The following is a 17,205-nucleotide window of genomic DNA, read 5'->3' as shown; positions in this document are numbered from 1 at the left end:
AAATTACTCATAACATCGGAGCAAATCAAATAAATGAAGAACTAAAAATGAAGAATTTCTATGCAGATTGTATACATTCGACGAATCGGGACGCCCTGTGCGAATTTTCCCTAAAAAAGAGATTCGTTTTAACTTATTGGTTATATTTGCAAGTCGAACGACGGATGTTTAGAAAGAGATAGATAAAAATAAAGACAATATTAATCTTGTTTTAATTTTAAATAAACTATGGCAGACAAAAAAGAAAAACTCTTCTCAGACTTTTCTCCTGTCTCTACCGAACAATGGATGGAGAAGGTTACAGCCGATTTGAAAGGTGCTGATTTTGAGAAGAAGCTCGTTTGGAAAACAAACGAAGGGTTTAAGGTGAAACCTTTTTACCGGATGGAAGATCTGGAGGATTTAAAAACTACTGATGCGCTTCCTGGGGAGTTCCCTTATTTAAGAGGAACTAAAAAAGATAACAATGCGTGGTTGGTTCGCCAGGAAATTAGAGTGGAATGTCCGAAAGACGCCAATGCGAAAGCACTGGATATCTTAAATAAGGGTGTTGACTCACTTTCTTTTCATGTGAAAGCAAAAGAACTCAATGCGGAATATATTGAAACACTGTTAAGTGATATTCAGGCAGAGTGTGTTGAACTGAATTTCTCAACCTGTCAGGGGCATGTGGTTGAGTTGGCTAATCTGCTGGTAGCTTATTTCCGGAAGAAAGATTATGATGTGAAGAAACTGAAAGGTTCTATCAACTATGATTTCTTCAACAAGATGCTGACTCGTGGCAAGGAGAAAGGTGATATGGTGCAAACAGCCAAATCCTTGATTGAAGCTATTCAGCCTCTTCCTTTCTATCGTGTGCTGAATGTAAATGCTTTATCGTTGAATAATGCAGGTGCTTATATTTCTCAGGAATTGGGTTATGCTCTGGCTTGGGGAAATGAATATATGAGTCAATTGACTGATGCCGGTATTCCTGCTGCTATAGTAGCCAAGAAAATCAAGTTTAATTTTGGTATCAGTTCCAATTACTTCCTTGAAATAGCAAAATTCCGTGCGGCACGTTTACTTTGGGCAAATATTGTAGCTTCTTACAATCCCGAATGTGTGCGTGATTGCGAGAATAAAGGTCCTAACGGAGAATGTCGTTGCGCAGCAAAAATGGCGGTTCATGCCGAAACCTCTACTTTCAATCTTACTTTGTTTGATGCACATGTGAATCTGCTTCGTACACAAACAGAAGCAATGAGTGCTGCATTAGGAGGCGTAGACTCAATGACGGTAACTCCGTTTGATAAGACTTATGAGACTCCGGACGAGTTCTCGGAACGTTTGGCTCGTAACCAACAACTGTTGTTGAAAGAAGAATCTCATTTTGATAAAGTGATCGACCCTGCTGCCGGTTCTTATTATATCGAGAATCTGACTGTGTCTATTGCAAAACAAGCTTGGGAACTCTTCCTTACTGTAGAAGAAGCAGGTGGCTTCTATGCGGCATTGAAAGCAGGAACTGTTCAGGCTGCTGTGAATGAAAGCAACAAGGCTCGCCACAAGGCAGTTGCACAGCGTCGTGAAGTGTTGTTGGGTACAAATCAATTCCCGAATTTCAATGAAAAGGCTGGTGATAAGCAACCTGTTGAAGGTAAGTGCTGCTGCGGAGGTGACTCTCATACTTGTGAGAAAGATGTATCCACATTAGTGTTCGATCGTGCTGCTAGTGAGTTTGAAGCGTTGCGTCTTGAAACAGAAGCGTCGGGTAAACGTCCGAAAGCGTTTATGTTGACTATTGGTAATCTGGCAATGCGTCAGGCACGTGCTCAATATTCTTGTAACTTCTTGGCTTGTGCCGGTTATGAAGTAGTCGATAATCTGGGATTTGAAACTGTAGAAGCAGGAGTAGAGGCAGCTATGGCTGCAAAAGCTGATATTGTTGTTATCTGTTCCAGTGATGATGAATATGCTGAATATGCAATTCCAGCTTTCAAAGCACTGAATGGTCGTGCTATGTTTATCGTTGCCGGTGCTCCGGCTTGTATGGACGACTTGAAAGCCGCAGGTATCGAAAATTTCATCCATGTCCGTGTCAATGTATTGGATACCTTGAAAGAGTTTAACGCTAAACTATTGAAGTAAGATGAGAAAAGATTTTAAAAACATCGATATATATGCCGCATTTCAGCCGACGAATGGTGCTGAATGGCAAAAGGCTAACGGTATCTCCGCTGACTGGAAAACACCGGAACACATTGAAGTGAAGCCTGTCTATACAAAAGAAGACCTTGAAGGAATGGAACATCTTGGCTATGCTGCCGGACTCCCTCCTTATTTGCGCGGTCCGTATTCAGTAATGTACACTCTTCGCCCTTGGACTATCCGCCAGTATGCCGGATTCTCCACTGCCGAAGAATCAAATGCATTCTATCGCCGTAATTTGGCTTCCGGTCAGAAAGGTTTGTCAGTAGCATTCGACTTGGCTACTCACCGTGGATATGACCCCGATCACGAACGTGTAGTAGGCGACGTAGGTAAAGCCGGTGTATCTATCTGTTCATTGGAAAATATGAAAGTGCTGTTCGATGGTATCCCATTGAACAAAATGTCTGTGTCTATGACAATGAATGGAGCTGTGCTTCCGATTATGGCATTCTATATCAATGCCGGTTTGGAGCAAGGTGCTAAACTTGAAGAAATGGCCGGTACTATCCAAAATGATATTCTGAAAGAATTCATGGTGCGTAATACTTATATTTATCCGCCTGCATTCTCTATGAAGATTATTTCTGATATTTTCGAATACACTTCGCAGAAGATGCCTAAGTTCAACTCTATCTCTATCTCCGGTTATCACATGCAGGAAGCAGGTGCAACTGCGGATATCGAGTTAGCTTATACATTGGCCGATGGTTTGGAATATCTTCGTGCCGGAACGGCAGCAGGCATTGACATTGATGCATTTGCACCGCGTCTGTCTTTCTTCTGGGCGATCGGAACCAATCACTTTATGGAAATAGCCAAGATGCGTGCTGCACGTATGTTGTGGGCGAAGATTGTGAAGCAATTTAATCCGAAGAACCCGAAATCACTGGCATTGCGTACTCACTCACAGACATCCGGTTGGTCGTTGACAGAACAGGATCCGTTCAATAACGTAGGGCGTACTTGTATTGAGGCTATGGCTGCAGCTCTGGGGCATACTCAATCTCTGCATACCAATGCATTGGATGAGGCTATCGCTCTTCCGACAGATTTCTCTGCACGTATTGCCCGTAATACTCAAATTTATATCCAGGAAGAAACTTATGTTTGCAAGAACGTTGACCCATGGGGTGGATCTTATTATGTAGAGTCTCTGACTAATGAGCTGGCACACAAGGCTTGGGAACACATTCAGGAAATTGAAAAATTGGGTGGTATGGCGAAAGCTATCGAAACAGGTATTCCTAAGATGCGTATCGAAGAAGCTGCTGCACGTACACAAGCCCGTATTGACAGTGGTCAGCAGACAATTGTCGGTGTGAACAAGTATCGTTTGGAAAAAGAAGCTCCGATTGATATTCTTGAAATTGATAATACGGCTGTTCGTCTTGAACAGATTGAAAACCTGAAACGTTTGAAAGAAGGACGTAACCAAGCTGAAGTGGACAAAGCATTGGCAGCAATTACCGAATGTGTAAAGACTGGCAAGGGTAACTTGTTGGAATTGGCTGTGGAAGCAGCTCGTGTTCGCGCAACATTGGGTGAGATTTCTTATGCTTGCGAACAGATAGTAGGACGTTATAAAGCAATAATTAGAACGATATCAGGCGTGTATTCATCAGAAAGTAAAAACGATAGCGACTTCAAACGTGCTTGTGAACTGGCCGAGAAGTTTGCGAAGAAAGAGGGACGTCAACCTCGTATCATGATTGCGAAAATGGGACAGGACGGTCACGACCGTGGTGCTAAAGTCGTAGCAACCGGTTATGCTGACTGTGGTTTCGACGTGGATATGGGACCCTTGTTCCAGACTCCGGCGGAAGCTGCTCGCGAGGCTGTTGAAAACGACGTTCATGTAGTAGGTGTTTCTTCACTGGCTGCCGGACATAAGACATTAGTTCCACAAATTATTGAAGAACTGAAGAAACTGGGTCGTGAGGACATTGTAGTGATTGCCGGTGGTGTTATTCCTGCACAAGATTACGATTTCTTGTATAAGGCAGGTGTAGCTGCTATCTTCGGTCCGGGTACTCCGGTAGCGAGAGCTGCTTGTCAGATTTTGGAAATTCTAATGGATGAAGAATAAGGAAAACTATCTTATTGACAGATTGTATATGCAATAAGTAACCATGAATCAATAGAAAAAAGGGTCAGTTACTGGCCCTTTTTTTGTATCCTATTATTGAAAACTTCCTTTTGGGCGTTTTATAAAAAAGTACCTCAGATTTGATTTATTGAAAAAATATTCATAATATTGTCATCACTTTGTTAACTGTTGCCCCGTACCTTTGCGCATAAATTTCTAAACTATGGTAGATTTCATGGATGATAAACAATTATTGGGAGAGCTGAAAAGAGGCAATAATGCAGCTTTTGAGTTTCTGTTCAAAAGTTATTATCCTCGTTTGCGAGGGTATGCTATTCGTTTTATAGAAGATGAAGAAACGGTTCGTGATATTATTCAAGAGTGTTTCTTACGATTTTGGGAACGTCGCGAAATGTTATCTGCCTTCTCACTTACTTCTCTTCTTTTTTCTATGGTCCGCAACGGATGTCTGAATTATCTGAAACATCGCTCGATTGTTGAAAAGTACCGGGTGGAATACCTGGCAAAGGTGGATGGGGAAGAAAGACTCTACTATGCAGACTTTATGCAGGATGCAGAATATAAATTATTATACAAAGAATTGCAGGAGCAGATTGCCCTTGTGCTTAATCAGTTGCCGGACAGGTCGCGTGAGATTTTTTTGTTAAGCCGTTTCAGGGGATTGAAGAATAGGGAAATTGCAGAAAAACTACAAATATCTACCACAGCAGTCGAAAAGCATATAGCAAGGGCTTTGCAATATTTTTCCCGGCATTTCAGCGAACGCTATCCGGTGGATCTGTATATAGTGATATTGGCATGGCTGATGATGGAGCAGAAATAATCAATGCACTCTTCGGTTATATAAAGAATAAGAAGCAGGAAAGTTTTTTCTGCTTTTTTTGTTTCAGAGGTTGGGTAAAAGAAATATGGGTTGTTACATCTTATAGAAAGTGAATATAATGAAGCAAGAAGAAAATATCCATGAATTGGCTATTCAGTATTTTGAAGGACGCATATCAAGAGCTGACGAAAAGAATCTGTTCGAATATATTGAACAGGTGGAAGGTGGCTATGGCAGGTTCCGTCAGTGGGAGAGGGAATGGATGAATCACCGGAATACCGATTCGGAGACAGATGCCGGATGGGAAGCTTTGAAGCATAAGATGTATACGCAGGAAGCGATTGTCCCGTTATTGAGAAAGTCGAAACTTGGTATATGGAAGATAGCCCGTATCGCTGCCGTTATAGCATTGATTGTTGGTACTACGTTGGGTATTCAACAGGCTATTTACTTGTTTACGCCAAAGACTTTCTTTGTTTGCGAAGCTCCGTTGGGGGATAAGAGTAAGATACAGCTTTCGGATGGTACGGTTGTATGGCTGAATGCAGGTTCCGTATTGAGATATTCGAATTATTTTAATACAGCCGACCGAGTGGTAGAGCTGGAAGGGGAGGGGTATTTTGAGGTGACTAAACAGAATGGAAAGCAATTCACGGTAAAGACGCATGAATATGATGTGGTGGTAAAAGGTACGAAATTTAATGTATCTGCCTATTCGGACGATTCTTATATAACAACCACCTTGCTGGAAGGAGCGGTAGAGTTGAATTATAAAGAAGATCAGATACGGATGTCTCCAGGAGAATCTATTTCTTTGGATTTGGCAACAGGACAGTTGAAAGGAAAGAAGGTAAATGCACGTCAGGCAATGGCGTGGGCGGAAGACAGGATTGAATATGATGACATTACGTTAGGAGAGATGGTGAAGAAACTTTCACGTCAGTACGATGTGCATATTCAGTTAGAGTCGGAGAAATTGGGAGATATGAAGTTCCGTGTTTCGTTGCGTAATAAAGAGACAATCGTAGATGTAATGGATGCACTGAAAGAAATCATACCTATCAAAGTAGAATATAAGGAAAAGGATATATATATAAGATAAGAACTCAATGTTTAATTGTAAAGAAATCAAGTATGAATATTACTCAAATAGGCAGATTTGGGATGCTGTTGATGATGGCATCTGTTGCAATCTCGTGTTCTGACCCTAATCCTTTGGACTCATACACTCGTGTTCCGTTCGAAAAAACGGAAACGGATGACGGAAATAGTGATGGTGACGGAGACGGTGCCGGCGGTTTGTTCGAGAAAGGAAACGGAACGGACAGCAAACCTTATATGATAATGAATGCTACACAGATCAGAAATATGCGTAGTGTGTTGAAATCGGGAATGAAAGTTTATTTCCAGTTAGGTGCTGATATTGATATGGCAGGCATTGATGACTGGCAGTCGTTGAATGGTTCCGGTGATTTTCCTTATGAAATAGATTTTGACGGAGACAGCCATGTCATTAAGAACTTCAAATGTTCTGCCGGTGATTATCCGAGTTTCTTCGGAGTATTGTGCGGTGATTGTCGTAATGTAGGCTTTGTGAATGCTTCTGTATCATCTGCTCGGCAGGGGATTGGAATTATTACCGGTTATCTCGGACTTAAAGATAAAGGTAACGGAAATAAGACAGGAAGAATTGTGAACTGCTATACGACCGGTGAAGTGATCGGTTCTGGTGCGGCAGGTGGAATAGCCGGTGTATTGGCAAATAGCTATGATGGGCAGGAAAGTTATATAAAGAACTGTTATTCAAATGCAACGGTCAGCGATCAGGCGGCAAGTGGCGGAAAAGCAGGCGGTATTGCCGGACGGAAAGTAGGTGTCGGCGGATTTATTGAGAACTGCTATGCATACGGAGCAGTCAGTGCAACTAAAGGAGGCGTAGGCGGTATTTTGGGACAAATTGACAAAAGTTGTGACATTGCTATCAAGAACAGCGCAGCATGGAGTAACTTGACCGGAGTGGATGCTTCGTCAACCGTAGGACGCATTGTTGGGGTCTCTGCTTCATTAGGCAATTATGAGAATTGTTACGCCTGCGAAAGTATTGTACTCAAAGTGAATGAAAAAACGATTACCGCATCAGACGAATCATCAGCCACGGGAACAACTTTTCACGGAGTGGCGAAGTCAGCGGAAGAACTGGGGAATATCATCGTAGCCTGGAATCCGAATCTTTGGAAAAAAGGAACGAACGGTTATCCGATATTCCAGTGGTCTGAATAAATAAAGCCAGTCGATACAAAAAAGCAGAAATAATCTGCTTTTTTGCTTTTATAGGGGTTGGGCAGATGAATGATGAGTTGTTTTATCTTATAGAAGCGATTCAGAGAAATACTACAATCGAATATATATATCCTTAAATATAAATCACTTTAAATTGTAACAACTTAATTGATAAAATTATGAATGACCGAAGAAACTCATTTTTTAGACTGTTTCTCCTGATTCTGTTGTGTTTGGGCGTCCAGTCACTACGGGCGCAGACAGTTACAAAGGTCTTTAAAAATGAGCCGCTGAAGGCGGTATTGAAAGAAGTTGAGCGGCAGACGAAGTACTCCATTATCTATAAAACGGACGAGGTTAATGAAAACAAGAAGATTACGGCTTCCTTTCAGCAGGCAACTGTTAATAATGTGCTTGCTACTGTTTTGGATAAGGATGTAGAGTACAAACTACAAAACCGGATGATTATCATCACAAAGAAAACAGCACGCAATACTGCTGCCGTCCCATCGCAGCCTTTACATCGGGTTACGGGGAAAGTGGTCGATGTGAACGGTGATCCGGTAATCGGTGCCAGTGTACAGGTGATGGGACAGTCTATGGGAACGATCACGAATTTGGATGGTGAATTTACATTGTCCTCGGTTCCGGCCAATGCCCTAGTCGTTGTGTCCTATATCGGATTTGAGAAGAAAGAAATTAAAGTCTCCGACCTGCAGAAATCTTCGAGGGTAATACTCCGGGAAGATACGGCTACGCTGGAAGAAGTGGTGGTGGTAGGCTACGGTACTCAAAAGAAAATAAACCTGACGGGAGCTGTTGCAGTAGTAGACAGTAAAGCGATGGAAGACAGACCCGTGCCGAGAGCCTCACAGATGTTGCAAGGGACTGTGCCCAATATGAATGTAACTTTTGGGTCAGGGTATCCGGGAGCTTCGGCAACTATCAATATCCGTGGTGTGAATTCTATCAGTGGCAATGCATCGCCATTAGTGCTGATTGACGGAATAGAAGGGGATATCGACCGCTTGAATCCAAATGACATCGCTTCCATTTCCGTATTAAAAGATGCATCTTCGGCCGCTATTTACGGAGCTCGTGCTTCTTATGGCGTTATCCTCGTGACTACCAAAGAAGGTTCAGCCCGTAAGACTACCGTTTCGTATGATGGAAGATATTCATGGAGCAATCAGACGACTTCTACTGATTTTGAAACCAGGGGATATTACTCGGCAGGTATCAACGACTTGTTTTATACCAATTATAACGGAAAGCCTTATACCAACTATACGGAAGAAGACTACCGCCAGCTTTGGTTGCGCCGGAATGATAAAACGGAGAATCCCGAACGTCCCTGGGTGGTTACCGACCAACGTGACGGAAGAGATACATACGTCTATTACGGTAACTTCGACTGGTATAATTATCTTTATCGTAAAAACAGACCGATGTGGGAGCACAATATCAGTGTCAGTGGGGGAAATGAAAAGTTGAACTATTATTTATCAGGAAATACAGTTGACCAAACGGGTATCTTCAGACAGAATCCTGATAAATATAAGGTATATAATTTCAGAAGTAAAATTTCGGCAAAGATCACTCCACGACTGACAATCAGCAATAACACGAAGTACCATTATAATAGTTACTCTTATCCGGGATTATCGGGTATTAATAACAACTTCAATACTGCGGTGAATCATGCACTGGCGAGCTTTGTACCCATTAATCCGGATGGCAGTGCAGTGTATCTGACTTCGTTGAGCAATTCTGCCATTTTGGATGGCATGGGAGCTATCCTTGCTTATGGAAAACATAAGAATGAAGACCAGCGGTATGAGTTTTCCACGACTTTCGAAGCAAGTTTCAATGTAATGAAGAACCTGAATGTCCGTGCAAACTACAGCTACCTGCACTATAACTATCAGACCATGAATAGAACAGTAAATGTACCATATTCCAAATATCCGGGTGAGATATCCTATCTGACTACCGGAAGCGGTGTGAATCAGTTGAAGGAAACACAGACCAATCATTGGTATCAAGCTTTCAATGTTTATGGTGATTATATGCTGGATATTGCCGACCATCAGATAAAAATCATGGCAGGTTACAATTATGAAACCAAGCGTCTGAAAGATATCAAAGTCTCCCGCCAGGGTTTGCTCTCCGATGACTTGAATGACTTAAATCTGGCAGTCGGAGATGCGATGACTATGTCCGGCGGACAGAATGAATATGCGCTTTTGGGAGCATTTTATCGTCTTAATTACTCCTATAAAGGAGGTCGTTACCTATTTGAGACAAGCGGACGTTATGACGGAAGTTCACGTTTCAGAAGCGGACACCGTTTCGGTTTCTTCCCCTCGGCTTCCGTAGGATGGAGAATAAGTGAAGAACCGTTTTTCGGGAATTTAAAGAAGAATATTGATAATGTGAAATTGCGTCTCTCATACGGTTCGTTAGGAAATCAGCAGGTAGGATATTACGATTATATCCAAACCATTAATACCAACGGTACAATGAATTATATCTTTGGCGATCAGAAGAAAGGCTCTTATGCAAGTGTCTCCGACCCGAACTCCGCTGACCTGACCTGGGAAACCGTTTCGACTTGGAACATAGGACTGGATCTCGGATTCCTGAACAACCGCTTGAACCTGACTGCCGATGCCTATGTTCGTGATACTAAAGGTATGCAAACTTCCGGTAAAAAACTTCCCGGTGCTTATGGAGCCAACGAGCCCAAGCAAAATGCAGCCAACTTGCGTACCAAAGGCTGGGAATTGATGCTGACTTGGAATGATGCTTTCAAACTGACAAACAAACCTTTCCGTTATAACCTGTCCGTAGGTTTGGCAGATAATACATCGAAAATAACCAAATTCGATAATCCTTCCAAGATATTGAGTGATTATTATGTAGGTCAGAAATTGGGAGATATCTGGGGATATGTAGTGGACGGACTTTTCAGAACAGACGAAGAAGCGGCAAACTATAACGTTGACCAAACAGCAGTCAACTTCGTTATCAATACAGCACAGGTGAATCCGGGACTTCATGCCGGTGATATGAAATTTGTTGATTTGGATGGCGACCATACAATATCTTCCGGCTCGAACACGGCAGATGATCCGGGCGACCGCAAAATAATCGGAAACTCATTACCGCGCTATACATACAGTATTCAAGGTGGTTTCGACTGGTATGGATTCGACTTCTCCATCTATCTTCAGGGAGTAGGACATCAAGACTGGTATCCGGGCACTAATTCTGTATTCTTTTGGGGACCATACGCTCGTCCGTATTCATCGTTCATTCCACGCGATTTCTTGAGTCAGGTATGGAGTCCGGAAAATCCCGATGCCTATTTCCCGCGCCCGATAGGGTATCTTGCCCTCGGCAACAACCGTTCTTTGGGAGTGGTGAATGATCGTTATTTGCAGAATCTGGCTTATTGCAGAGTGAAGAATATCACAGTAGGCTATACGATTCCCGCCGTATGGACGAAGAAGGTAAAGATAGAGCGCCTGCATATCTATTTCAGTGGTGAGAATCTGTTTACCTTCTCTCCGCTAAAGAGCGACTACATTGATCCGGAACAAGCATCGGCAGAAAATTCCATCCAATCGGCAAATGGTAACGCAAAGTTGTACCCTTGGTCAAAGACCTATTCTTTTGGAGTGAACGTAACTTTTTAAACTAACTAATATTTGAATTATGAAACCTGTTTATATAGTATCTTGGTTGTTCGCATTGGCGATATCTTTCGTGTCTTGCGACGATTGGTTGGATAAGACACCAAAAGACCGCCTGTATCCGGATGTATATTTCAAGACTGAAGATGAGTTGCGATTATTTACGAATCAGTTTTATAACAATCTGGTTCCGTCCGCTGTCGATATTTATTCCGAGTCGTCCGATTTGATTGTCAAGTCCGACTTGATGCTCGAAATGTCCGGACAGCGCATCATACCCGATGAAGGAAACGGTTGGAATTTTACGGCACTTCGCGATATTAATTTCTATCTGCAGTATTCCCATAACTGCACGGAAGTGAATGCCCGTAACCGTTACGATGGTGTTGCCCGTTTTTTCAGAGCTTATTTCTACTTTGAGAAGGTGAAGAGATACGGCGATATTCCCTGGTATGACAAAGCACTCGACTCGGATGATCCCGAATTGTATAAAGCCCGGGACTCACGTGAATTTGTCATGCAGAAAATGCTGGAGGATCTGGATTTTGCGATAGCCAATCTTCCGAAAACGAAGAATGCGTATGTACTGACCCGGTGGACGGCATTGGCACTGAAATCCCGTGTCTGCCTGTTTGAGGGTACTTTCCGCAAATATCATGGACTGGAGGATTATGAAAAATACCTGAATGCCTGTGTCTCGGCTTCTGAAACCTTTATGAACGAAAGCGGATATACACTCTATAAATCGGGCAGCACACCTTACAGGGATTTATTCGCTTCCATAAATCTACAAGCGGATGAAGTGATTTTCGGGCGTGATTATGAAGCTTCTCTTTCTGTGCTTCATAATGTGCAGAATTATGAGAACTCCACCACAATGGGACGTCCGGGAATGAACAAGAAGATAGTGAATTCTTATCTGATGGCGGACGGAAGCCGTTTCACGGATAAAGCCGGTTATGAAACGATGACATTCGATCAGGAATGTCAGAATCGGGATCCACGACTGGCACAAACCATCCGTACCCCTGGATATACGAGAATCGGAAGTACAAAGAAAGAAGCCCCGAACCTGGCTTATACCATGACCGGATATCACCTGGTAAAATATTCGATGACGGCTAACTACGATGAATATAATAAATCGTGCAACGATATTCCCCTGTTCCGCACAGCAGAGGTGTATCTGAATTTTGCAGAAGCAAAAGCCGAACTGGGCACTTTGAAGCAAGCTGACATCAATAAATCCATAAAATTACTTAGAGACAGGGTAGGAATGACTAACCTGGATATGGAACTGGCAAATTCAAAACCCGACCCGTATTTGATGAGTGCTGCCACAGGTTATCCGAATGTGGAAGGAGCCAATCAGGGAGTAATCCTTGAAATCCGTCGCGAACGAACCATCGAACTGGCAATGGAGGGTTTCCGTTATTACGACATCATGCGTTGGAAAGAAGGTAAACTATTTGAGAACGATCTGCTGGGAATCTATGTTCCCGGGCCCGGTACTTACGATTTAGATAAAGACGGTACGGATGATGTCTGTTTCTACGTAGGAACAAAACCTGCCGGAAATGTACCTTTATATTTAGAGATTGGCGAGCAGATTCGCTTGTCGAATGGTGAAAGTGGTTATATCATCTGTCATAGTCTGATTACCAAGAAATGGAATGAAGACAGAGATTATTTGTACCCTGTTCCTATCAGCGAACGTACTTTGTCCAATGGTGTGATAACACAGAATCCCGGTTGGAATGACGGATTGAACTTTAATTAATTAGATTCAGAAATATAAATTCTTATGAAAAATATGATTTCTTATATATGTCTTTTGGCAACCGTGTTTGCCAACTTGTCCTGTGCCGACGACATGGACAACTCTAAATTCGATAATATGATACCTTACGGTAAACAGGAAGTTTCCTATACTTATCCGAAAGGGGAGGGGAACCTTAGAGTGTTGACCTTTAATATAAGGCATTGTGCCGGTAACGATGACGTGATTAATTATGACAGGACAGCCGCTGTTATCAACGGAATGGAACCCGATGTCGTTTGCCTGCAGGAAGTGGACTACATGACTACCCGCAGTAATAAAGTCGACCAACTGAAAACCTTGGCGGATAAAACAGGCATGAACCACTATTTTAGTAAGTCAATCGCTTATCAGGGTGGTGAATATGGTAACGGTCTTTTGTTCAAAGGGACGCCGATCAGCACGAAGACTTATCCCCTTCCCGGTGCCGAACTCCGTTCTGCTGCCATAGCTGAATTTGAGAACTATGTAGTTATCTCCACCCACTTGGCTTTGGAAGAGAATAATAGAGTTGAATCTGCAAAACAGCTCACAGACCTTGCCAAAACATATAATAAAGTGGTTTATATGGCTGGTGACTTTAACGAGGACTTGATGAATGGCACATTCTTTACGGAACTGAAGAAAGAATGGGAGGTTGTCAGTTCTACAGAAAACACTTTTCCTACCGGACAGGCTACCAAACGGATTGATTTTGTTGTTACTTTGAAAACTCCACCTACCACTGTGGTAAAATCGAATGTAATATACAACCTGGATGGTGTCAACGTAGCAATAACTTCCGACCATTATCCACTTTATTGTGATTTTAAGAAGCCGGCCGGACTTGAAGAATATCCGAAGGCAGAAGGTGACCTGCGCATAGGTAACTATTTCCTGACCTATTGTAAAGGCACAGATGGCGTGATTGATTACGACCGGACAGGACGTATTATCGCCAAAATGAATGCGGATATTGTTTGCTTGCAGGGACTGGATAAGGAAACGGAACGTTCGGAAGGTATCGACCAGTTGAACGTACTGGCACAGAAAACGAATATGCATGATTACTTTGCTAAAGCCATTGATTATAAAGGCGGTGAATTCGGTGTTGGTATACTGACAAAAGAAGAACCTGTAAGTGTAGACAGATACCAAATGGCGGGAAAGAGCGAGATGCGTGCAGCTATGGTAGTGGAATATGAAAAGTTTGTAGTAGCCAGTACCAATTTCGATACGGATATGGCAAAGCGTATAGAGGCCCTTCAAACGTTAGAAACGAAACTGTCCGCCTATAATAAACCTGCATTCCTGTTAGGATACTTCAATGAGGGCGACTTGGAAAGCGAGTTTTTCCAAATGGTGAAGAGTAACTGGAATCTTCTTAGTGCTGATAAGTCTACCGAAGTCAGTGGTAAGAAACGTCGCCTTGACTTTATCGTGTCTTTGAAGAGTCACAACGTAAACGTGACGCAGACTGATGTGATAGAAAGTCTATCGGGAGTAGATGTGACCGTTGCTTCTACACATTATCCTCTTTTCTGTGATTTCTCCGGTTTAAAATAGAAACGTTATAGAGAGGCTGCACAGAGCTATGCACATATCGTGTGTAGAACTGTGCAGCTTCATTATATAGCTTATCAAACATCAAATGGAGTGGTATAAAAAAGGAGAAAGTGGTACATCTTGAAAACTATTTAGTTGAAGTTATCATTCTTTCTCCGATCTATGACTTTATGGACTTTTTTCTCTCTTCATGCGGTCAATGAGAAATAATCGTGTAACTTTGTAAACTGTTAGTGTAAAAACAAGAAGAGAAAAAAATGATAGTTTGCATAGCCGAAAAGCCATCAGTAGCACGCGATATAGCCGAAGTACTCGGCGCTCATACCAGAAAAGAAGGATATATAGAAGGAAACGGATACCAGGTGACCTGGACATTCGGGCATCTTTGTACCCTAAAAGAGCCGCATGAATACACGCCTAACTGGAAATCGTGGAATTTAGGTAGTCTGCCAATGATTCCTCCACGTTTCGGCATCAAGCTGATAGAGAATCCTACATACGAAAAACAATTCCACATTATCGAGGGACTGATGCAGAACGCAGATGAAATTATCAACTGCGGTGATGCCGGGCAAGAAGGAGAATTGATTCAGCGTTGGGTGATGCAGAAAGCAGGTGCACGCTGTCCGGTGAAACGGCTGTGGATTTCTTCATTAACAGAAGAAGCTATCCGGGAAGGGTTTGCGAAGCTGAAAGATCAGACTGATTTTCAATCACTCTATGAAGCCGGACTTTCCCGTGCGATGGGTGACTGGCTATTGGGAATGAACGCCACCCGTCTTTATACCATTAAATACGGTCAAAATAAACAGGTGCTTTCCATTGGTCGTGTGCAGACACCGACCTTGGCACTGATTGTCAACCGCCAGTTGGAAATAGCCAATTTCGAACCCAAGCAATACTGGGAACTGAAAACCAACTATCGGGATACTACTTTTTCCGCACTTATCCGCAAAAGTGATGAAGAAATAGCTGCGGAAGAAGAAAAGAACGGTGGAAAAAAGAAAATAGATAATCCGGGTATCGACCCTATTGCTAACCGGGAAGAAGGTGAGGCATTGGTAGAACGTATAAAGGATCTTCCGTTTGTAGTCACTAGTGTTGGCAAGAAAGACGGGAGAGAGTTCGCCCCACGTTTGTTCGACTTGACTTCTCTTCAGGTAGAGTGCAACAAGAAATTCGCTTATTCAGCTGATGAAACGCTGAAACTGATCCAGTCTCTTTATGAGAAGAAGGTAGCTACCTATCCGCGTGTCGATACTACTTTTTTGAGTGATGATATTTATCCGAAATGTCCCGCTATCCTGAAAGGACTTCGTGATTACGAAGTCTTGACAGCTCCGTTAGCCGGCACTACACTTCCTAAATCAAAAAAGGTATTTGACAACTCGAAAGTAACGGATCACCACGCCATTATCCCGACCGGAGTCTATGCTCAAAACCTGACGGATATGGAACGTCGTGTCTATGACTTGATAGCCCGTCGTTTTATAGCCGTATTCTATCCGGACTGTAAGATTTCTACTACTACAGTCATGGGCGAAGTGGATAAGATAGAATTCCGGGTAACCGGAAAACAAATCCTGGAACCGGGATGGCGTGTTGTATTTGCCAAAGATGTAAAAGAACCTACCGAAGAAAAAGAGGAAGAGGATGAAAATGTACTTCCTGCTTTTGTAAAAGGAGAAAGTGGTCCTCACATTCCCGACCTGAATGAAAAATGGACGCAGCCGCCCAGACCTTATACCGAAGCAACTTTGCTTCGTGCAATGGAGACAGCCGGAAAACTGGTGGACAATGATGAACTTCGTGATGCCTTGAAAGAGAATGGTATCGGTCGGCCGTCTACCCGTGCTGCCATTATTGAGACATTATTCAAACGGAACTATATTCGTAAAGAAAGAAAGAACCTGATTGCCACCCCGACAGGAGTGGAGTTGGTGCAGCTCATTCACGAAGAATTATTGAAATCGGCAGAACTGACTGGTATTTGGGAAAAGAAGTTGCGCGAAATTGAAAAGAAGACATACGATGCCCGCCAGTTTCTTGAAGAACTGAAACAGATGGTTTCGGAAATAGTGATGAGTGTACTTTCTGATAACACAAACCGACGCATTACTATTCAGGATGCAGTAGCTGCAAAAGCCGAAGAGAAAGAAAAGAAAGAAACTAAAAAGCGCGAACGTAAATCAAGTGCACCGAAAGAAAAGAAACCAAAAACAGGAAAAGCGGCAAACGAAGTAAGTTCTAATTCGGCACCTTCTCCGGCTCCGGTTACTACTCCTGCTTCAACTCCTTCTGCTGCAGGTGATGTAGATACGTTTGTAGGTCAGCCATGTCCGCTTTGTGGTAAGGGAACTATTATTAAAGGAAAAACTGCTTACGGATGTTCGGAATGGAGAAATGGATGTACTTTCCGGAAAAATTTCTAATATAAAAGGGGTAAGATAATTGGTAGTAAAAAGACCGTCATATCACGAAGAGAGTGAGAGATGGAGGTTCTGCAATTAACAGGTTAGATTTAATCTGCATTATATGAATGCGGCCTCTTTATTATGCTGCATTGAAACAAATTAAGTGTGTTTGCAGTCCAGACAAATTTCCTACCTTACTATTGCTTTTTACTGATTTATTTTGTATCTTTAGTGGTTTCATCCTTTCAGCAGGGCAGACGCATTAAAAATCATTATCCTGTAAAAGTTTTGATAAATATTTTTCATCCCACCCAGCTTTTAGCCTT

At 42.6% G+C, this 17,205-nt stretch carries 9 protein-coding genes; all 9 read left to right on the top strand.

Going from position 1 to position 17,205, the window contains the following annotated elements; all coding sequences use genetic code 11:
• The first annotated feature begins 228 nt into the window (after positions 1-228).
• The 9 genes from mutA (at position 229) to I2I13_RS06100 (ending at position 16,897) form a co-directional block, all read left to right on the top strand.
• Positions 229-2,130 carry a methylmalonyl-CoA mutase small subunit gene (gene mutA / locus I2I13_RS06140; protein WP_195649102.1) on the top strand — a complete coding sequence of 634 codons (1,902 nt, stop codon included), beginning with the start codon at positions 229-231 and terminating at the stop codon, positions 2,128-2,130.
• A gap of 1 nt (position 2,131) precedes the next feature.
• Positions 2,132-4,279 carry a methylmalonyl-CoA mutase gene (gene scpA, locus I2I13_RS06135; RefSeq protein ID WP_148365149.1) on the top strand — a complete coding sequence of 716 codons (2,148 nt, stop codon included), beginning with the start codon at positions 2,132-2,134 and terminating at the stop codon, positions 4,277-4,279.
• 223 nt (positions 4,280-4,502) lie between these two features.
• Positions 4,503-5,123, top strand: a complete 621-nt coding sequence (locus I2I13_RS06130; RefSeq protein ID WP_195649101.1) for an RNA polymerase sigma-70 factor — start codon at positions 4,503-4,505, stop codon at positions 5,121-5,123.
• Between the two features lie 118 nt (positions 5,124-5,241).
• A complete protein-coding gene (locus I2I13_RS06125; protein ID WP_195649100.1) occupies positions 5,242-6,225 on the top strand; it encodes a FecR family protein in 984 nt (327 codons plus the stop codon).
• A gap of 32 nt (positions 6,226-6,257) precedes the next feature.
• The gene (locus I2I13_RS06120; RefSeq protein WP_195649099.1) at positions 6,258-7,403 is read left to right on the top strand and encodes a peptidase M26; all 1,146 of its coding nucleotides are present in this window, start codon (positions 6,258-6,260) and stop codon (positions 7,401-7,403) included.
• A gap of 179 nt (positions 7,404-7,582) precedes the next feature.
• A complete protein-coding gene (locus tag I2I13_RS06115) occupies positions 7,583-11,104 on the top strand; it encodes a SusC/RagA family TonB-linked outer membrane protein (RefSeq protein WP_195649098.1) in 3,522 nt (1,173 codons plus the stop codon).
• Positions 11,105-11,123: 19 nt separating this feature from the next.
• A complete protein-coding gene (locus I2I13_RS06110) occupies positions 11,124-12,881 on the top strand; it encodes a RagB/SusD family nutrient uptake outer membrane protein (RefSeq protein ID WP_195649097.1) in 1,758 nt (585 codons plus the stop codon).
• A gap of 24 nt (positions 12,882-12,905) precedes the next feature.
• Positions 12,906-14,465, top strand: a complete 1,560-nt coding sequence (locus tag I2I13_RS06105) for an endonuclease/exonuclease/phosphatase family protein (protein WP_195649096.1) — start codon at positions 12,906-12,908, stop codon at positions 14,463-14,465.
• Positions 14,466-14,722: 257 nt separating this feature from the next.
• On the top strand, positions 14,723-16,897 hold the full coding sequence (locus I2I13_RS06100) for a DNA topoisomerase 3 (protein ID WP_148365148.1): 2,175 nt from the start codon (positions 14,723-14,725) through the stop codon (positions 16,895-16,897).
• Positions 16,898-17,205: the final 308 nt, after the last annotated feature.

Source organism: Bacteroides sp. D55t1_190419_B8 (assembly GCF_015558905.1).
Classification (GTDB): Bacteria; Bacteroidota; Bacteroidia; order Bacteroidales; family Bacteroidaceae; genus Bacteroides; species Bacteroides vicugnae.
This window is presented reverse-complemented; position numbering and strand designations above follow the sequence as displayed.

What these genes read in the sequence shown, in the direction of transcription:
- I2I13_RS06110 (WP_195649097.1), top strand. Translation starts at nt 11,124, where the DNA reads ATGAAACCTGTTTATATAGTATCTTGGTTGTTCGCATTGGCGATATCT.
- I2I13_RS06115 (WP_195649098.1), top strand. Translation starts at nt 7,583, where the DNA reads ATGAATGACCGAAGAAACTCATTTTTTAGACTGTTTCTCCTGATTCTG.
- I2I13_RS06105 (WP_195649096.1), top strand. Translation starts at nt 12,906, where the DNA reads ATGAAAAATATGATTTCTTATATATGTCTTTTGGCAACCGTGTTTGCC.
- I2I13_RS06125 (WP_195649100.1), top strand. Translation starts at nt 5,242, where the DNA reads ATGAAGCAAGAAGAAAATATCCATGAATTGGCTATTCAGTATTTTGAA.
- I2I13_RS06100 (WP_148365148.1), top strand. Translation starts at nt 14,723, where the DNA reads ATGATAGTTTGCATAGCCGAAAAGCCATCAGTAGCACGCGATATAGCC.
- I2I13_RS06130 (WP_195649101.1), top strand. Translation starts at nt 4,503, where the DNA reads ATGGTAGATTTCATGGATGATAAACAATTATTGGGAGAGCTGAAAAGA.
- I2I13_RS06120 (WP_195649099.1), top strand. Translation starts at nt 6,258, where the DNA reads ATGAATATTACTCAAATAGGCAGATTTGGGATGCTGTTGATGATGGCA.
- scpA (WP_148365149.1), top strand. Translation starts at nt 2,132, where the DNA reads ATGAGAAAAGATTTTAAAAACATCGATATATATGCCGCATTTCAGCCG.
- mutA (WP_195649102.1), top strand. Translation starts at nt 229, where the DNA reads ATGGCAGACAAAAAAGAAAAACTCTTCTCAGACTTTTCTCCTGTCTCT.